Here is a 4,851-nt window from a genome sequence, read left to right as displayed (position 1 = left end):
CCCGAGGGGGAGGCCCGGCCGTCGTGCGCCGTGCGCCCGGACGGCGCACGACGGGGAACCGGTGATCTTTGTCGCAGCCCGACCGGATCCGCGCGACACGCCGAGCGGACACGACACGCCTGAGAAATTTCTGCCCGGCTTGTCCGCTTCGCGGCGTGCCCCTCGGTGCTCGGCAGGGTCCCTCGACGATCCGCAAGCCCTGACGACGAGAGCGGGCCGACTCCCCACAGCGTGTGGACGACGATCCTCCACAGCCTGTGGAGAAGTCGCAGGGGCCGCGAGAGCGTGCGGATCGAGTTGCGGACGAGCGGTGGACGACGACGTCCGGCGGGTCCTGTCAGTGCCTCCTGGGAGGATGGATCCGTGCTTGTAGCACACTCCGAGGGGCCACGAGGATGAGGCGACCAGAATCACCCGACCACGACATCTAGTGCCGAGCGCGGAGCCCGCCCACTAGGTATAGTGGTCAGCACCAGGGAGCACATCATCTCCTCGGGCACATCACACGATCGTAGTTCCACCAGTGTTCTTCGAGGTCAGGACCCTTCGCGGAGTCCACCCGGGACGCGTGGAAGACCGATCCCCTACACGAGGAGACTGACCAGATGAGCATCACGGTCTACAGCAAGCCGGCTTGCGTTCAGTGCGACGCGACCTACCGCGCCCTCGACAAGAAGGGCATCGAGTACTCGGTCGTGGACATCAGCCAGGACGCCGAGGCGCTCGAGCTGGTCCGCGGCCTCGGCTACCTGCAGGCACCCGTCGTCATCGCGGGCGACGACCACTGGTCGGGCTTCCGCCCCGACCAGATCAACGCACTCGCGGCGAAGGTCGCTCCCGTCGCCTGAGCAGCTCGTCCCTCCGGTCCCCGCTGCGAGGTGTGACATGGGATCGCTCGTCTACTTCTCCAGCATCTCGGACACCACGCACCGGTTCGTCCAGAGGCTGGGACTCGAGGACCGTGGCCAGTCGGTCCACCGCATCCCGCTGCGACCCAAGGACGAGTTCCTGCGGGTCGACGAGCCGTACGTCCTGATGATCCCGACGTACGGCGGCGGCAACGAGGGCGGGGCAGTGCCTCGTCAGGTCATCAAGTTCTTGAACGACGCACACAACCGGTCGTTGATCCGCGGCGTGATCGCCGCGGGCAACACCAACTTCGGCGCTGCCTACTGCATCGCCGGCGACATCATCTCCTCGAAGTGCCAGGTGCCCTACCTGTACGCCTTCGAGCTTCTTGGAACAGCCGAGGACGTCGAGCGCGTCCGCGACGGATTGGGACGATTTTGGCAACGACAGTCACGGATTCCAGCGTGAGCACGGTGGCTGCGGGAGTCGAGCTCGACTACCACGCACTCAACGCGATGCTCAACCTGTACGGCCCCGACGGCGAGATCCAGTTCGACAAGGACCGCCAGGCTGCGCGCCAGTACTTCCTGCAGCACGTGAACCAGAACACGGTCTTCTTCCACAGCCTCGAGGAGAAGCTCGACTACCTGGTCGAGAACAAGTACTACGACCCCGCGGTACTCGCCAAGTACGACCGGGCCTTCGTCAAGTCGCTCTTCGAGTTCGCCTACTCCAAGAAGTTCCGCTTCGACACGTTCCTCGGTGCCTTCAAGTACTACACCTCGTACACGCTCAAGACGTTCGACGGCAAGCGGTACCTCGAGCGTTTCGAGGACCGCGTGTCCATGGTCGCGCTCGGCCTCGCGGACGGCAACGAGCAGACGGCGCTCGACATCGTCGAGGAGATCGTCGCAGGCCGCTTCCAGCCCGCGACCCCGACGTTCCTCAACATCGGCAAGGCGCAGCGCGGCGAGCCCGTGTCCTGCTTCCTGCTGCGCATCGAGGACAACATGGAGTCCATCGCGCGCGGCATCAACTCCGCGCTGCAGCTCTCCAAGCGCGGCGGCGGCGTCGCCCTGCTCCTGAGCAACATCCGTGAGCACGGCGCCCCGATCAAGCACATCGAGAACCAGTCCTCGGGCGTCATCCCCGTGATGAAGCTCCTCGAGGACTCCTTCTCCTACGCGAACCAGCTCGGGGCCCGCCAGGGGGCCGGTGCCGTCTACCTGCACGCGCACCACCCCGACATCATGCGGTTCCTCGACACCAAGCGTGAGAACGCCGACGAGAAGATCCGCATCAAGACGCTGTCGCTCGGCGTCGTCATCCCCGACATCACGTTCGACCTGGCGAAGAAGAACGAGGACATGTACCTCTTCTCGCCGTACGACGTCGAGCGCGTCTACGGCAAGCCCTTCGCCGACATCTCGGTCTCCGAGAAGTACGACGAGATGGTCGACGACGCACGCATCCGCAAGACCAAGATCAAGGCGCGCGAGTTCTTCCAGACCCTCGCCGAGCTCCAGTTCGAGTCCGGCTACCCGTACGTCATGTTCGAGGACACGGTGAACAAGGCGAACCCCATCAAGGGCCGCATCACCCACTCGAACCTGTGCTCCGAGATCCTCCAGGTCTCGACGCCCTCGACGTACAACGAGGACCTGTCGTACGACCACGTCGGCCGCGACATCTCGTGCAACCTGGGCTCGCTCAACATCGCCAAGACGATGGACTCGCCCGACTTCGCCAAGACCATCGACACCGCGATCCGTGCCCTGACGGCCGTGTCCGACCAGACAAGCATCGAGTCCGTCCCGTCGATCAAGCGCGCCAACGAGTCCGGTCACGCGATCGGCCTCGGGCAGATGAACCTGCACGGCTACCTCGCACGTGAGCGCGTGTTCTACGGCTCCGAAGAAGGCATCGACTTCACGAACATCTACTTCTACACCGTGGCCTACCACGCGATCGCCGCGAGCAACCGCCTCGCGATCGAGCGGGGCCGTGCGTTCGGCGGGTTCGAGGACTCGACGTACGCCTCGGGCGAGTACTTCGAGAAGTACACGACCCAGGTGTGGGAGCCCGCGACGCCCCGCGTCAAGGAGCTGTTCGAGACCGCCGGCGTGCACATCCCCACGCAGGAGGACTGGAAGGCGCTCGCCGCGTCCGTCAAGGAGCACGGCATCTACAACCAGAACCTCCAGGCCGTCCCGCCGACCGGCTCGATCTCGTACATCAACAACTCGACGTCGTCGATCCACCCGGTCGCCTCGAAGATCGAGATCCGCAAGGAGGGCAAGATCGGGCGCGTCTACTACCCGGCGCCCTACCTGACGAACGACAACCTGGAGTACTACCAGGACGCGTACGAGATCGGCTACGAGAAGATCATCGACACGTACGCCGCGGCGACGCAGCACGTGGACCAGGGGCTGAGCCTCACGCTGTTCTTCAAGGACACCGCGACCACGCGCGACGTCAACCGCGCGCAGATCTACGCCTGGCGCAAGGGCATCAAGACCTTGTACTACATCCGCCTGCGTCAGCTCGCGCTCGAGGGCACCGAGGTCGAGGGTTGCGTCTCCTGCATGCTGTGATTGCCTGACGCAGTTATTTGAGTTTTCGCGGCCTCTGCGGAGGGGGCGCGGGTCTGCCATCCGGCCGTTCGTTCCTCACGGCCTCCCGCCAGACCCGACCACGACCCGCGCCCCCTCCGCAGCTGCCGCTGTCTCTCGTCCAGGTGTCGCCACGTGCGGCCAGGACGAGAGATGCTGACTACTGAGTGTTGTTCGTGCCCCGGCCCGGATCCGGGCGTTGGAGAGAGAAGTTGTCGATGTCCCCCACAGGGAAGCTCAAGCTCATCGATCGCGTGTCCGCGATCAACTGGAACCGTCTCGAGGACGACAAGGACGCCGAGGTCTGGGACCGGCTCGTCGGGAACTTCTGGCTCCCCGAGAAGGTGCCGGTCTCCAACGACATCCAGAGCTGGGCCACGCTCACCGAGGAGGAGAAGACGCTCACCATGCGCGTCTTCACCGGCCTCACGCTCCTGGACACCATCCAGGGCACCGTGGGCGCCGTGTCACTCATCCCGGACGCGATCACCCCGCACGAGGAGGCCGTGTACACCAACATCGCCTTCATGGAGTCCGTGCACGCCAAGAGCTACTCGTCGATCTTCTCGACGCTGTGCTCGACGCGCGAGATCGACGAGGCGTTCCGCTGGTCGGAGGAGAACCCCAACCTCCAGCGCAAGGCCGAGATCGTCATGGAGTACTACAAGGGCGACTCGCCGCTCAAGCGCAAGGTCGCGAGCACGCTCCTCGAGTCCTTCCTGTTCTACTCGGGCTTCTACCTCCCGATGTACTGGTCGAGCCGGGCCAAGCTCACGAACACCGCTGACCTGATCCGCCTCATCATCCGCGACGAGGCCGTGCACGGGTACTACATCGGCTACAAGTTCCAGAAGGGGCTCGAGAAGCTCAGCCCCGAGGAGCGCGACGAGATGAAGGCCTACACGTACGAGCTGCTCTTCGAGCTCTACGAGAACGAGGTCCAGTACACGGCCGACCTCTACGACGGCGTCGGGCTGACCGAGGACGTCAAGAAGTTCCTGCGCTACAACGCCAACAAGGCCCTCATGAACCTGGGCTACGAGGCGCTGTTCCCCAAGGACGAGACCGACGTCAACCCGGCGATCCTGTCCGCGCTGTCCCCGAACGCCGACGAGAACCACGACTTCTTCTCCGGCTCGGGCTCGTCCTACGTGATCGGCAAGGCCGTGAACACCGAGGACGACGACTGGGACTTCTAGTTCCACCCCACTTCCGTGGCCGAATGTCACACGCGTTCAGTTCAACCGAACGCGTGTGACATCGGGCCAGGGGCCCATCCGCGAATCGAGGAGGAACCGTGTCAGAAGCCGCCCAGTCAGCATCGTCGCCCCGGCCGGCGTTCAGCCCCGGCCCGTTGCTCGCGGGCAAGAGGGCGATCGTCACCGGT

The 4,851-nt window shown here is 64.6% G+C and carries 4 protein-coding genes; all 4 read left to right on the top strand.

From position 1 onward, the window contains the following. Window positions 1-605 precede the first annotated feature (605 nt). The 4 genes from nrdH to nrdF all read left to right on the top strand — a co-directional run bounded on the left by nrdH (window position 606) and on the right by nrdF (window position 4,663). The gene (nrdH, locus tag ACFRCR_RS16930) at window positions 606-848 is read left to right on the top strand and encodes a glutaredoxin-like protein NrdH (protein WP_030149940.1); all 243 of its coding nucleotides are present in this window, start codon (window positions 606-608) and stop codon (window positions 846-848) included. Window positions 849-885: 37 nt separating this feature from the next. Further along, window positions 886-1,317, top strand: coding sequence for a class Ib ribonucleoside-diphosphate reductase assembly flavoprotein NrdI (gene nrdI, locus ACFRCR_RS16925; protein WP_377679151.1), 432 nt, complete (start codon window positions 886-888; stop codon window positions 1,315-1,317). Further along, window positions 1,287-3,446: a class 1b ribonucleoside-diphosphate reductase subunit alpha gene (gene nrdE, locus ACFRCR_RS16920; protein WP_377679149.1), complete on the top strand. Its 2,160-nt coding sequence runs from the start codon at window positions 1,287-1,289 to the stop codon at window positions 3,444-3,446. Before nrdI ends, nrdE begins: the two co-directional genes overlap by 31 nt. A gap of 236 nt (window positions 3,447-3,682) precedes the next feature. Continuing rightward, on the top strand, window positions 3,683-4,663 hold the full coding sequence (nrdF, locus tag ACFRCR_RS16915; RefSeq protein WP_030149937.1) for a class 1b ribonucleoside-diphosphate reductase subunit beta: 981 nt from the start codon (window positions 3,683-3,685) through the stop codon (window positions 4,661-4,663). The last annotated feature ends 188 nt before the right edge of the window (window positions 4,664-4,851 follow it).

The organism is Oerskovia sp. NPDC056781, from assembly GCF_042789955.1.
GTDB lineage: Bacteria > Actinomycetota > Actinomycetes > Actinomycetales > Cellulomonadaceae > Oerskovia > Oerskovia rustica.
This window is presented reverse-complemented; position numbering and strand designations above follow the sequence as displayed.

Coding starts and splice junctions, on each gene's coding strand:
- nrdI (WP_377679151.1), top strand. CDS start 886: ATGGGATCGCTCGTCTACTTCTCCAGCATCTCGGACACCACGCACCGG.
- nrdH (WP_030149940.1), top strand. CDS start 606: ATGAGCATCACGGTCTACAGCAAGCCGGCTTGCGTTCAGTGCGACGCG.
- nrdF (WP_030149937.1), top strand. CDS start 3,683: ATGTCCCCCACAGGGAAGCTCAAGCTCATCGATCGCGTGTCCGCGATC.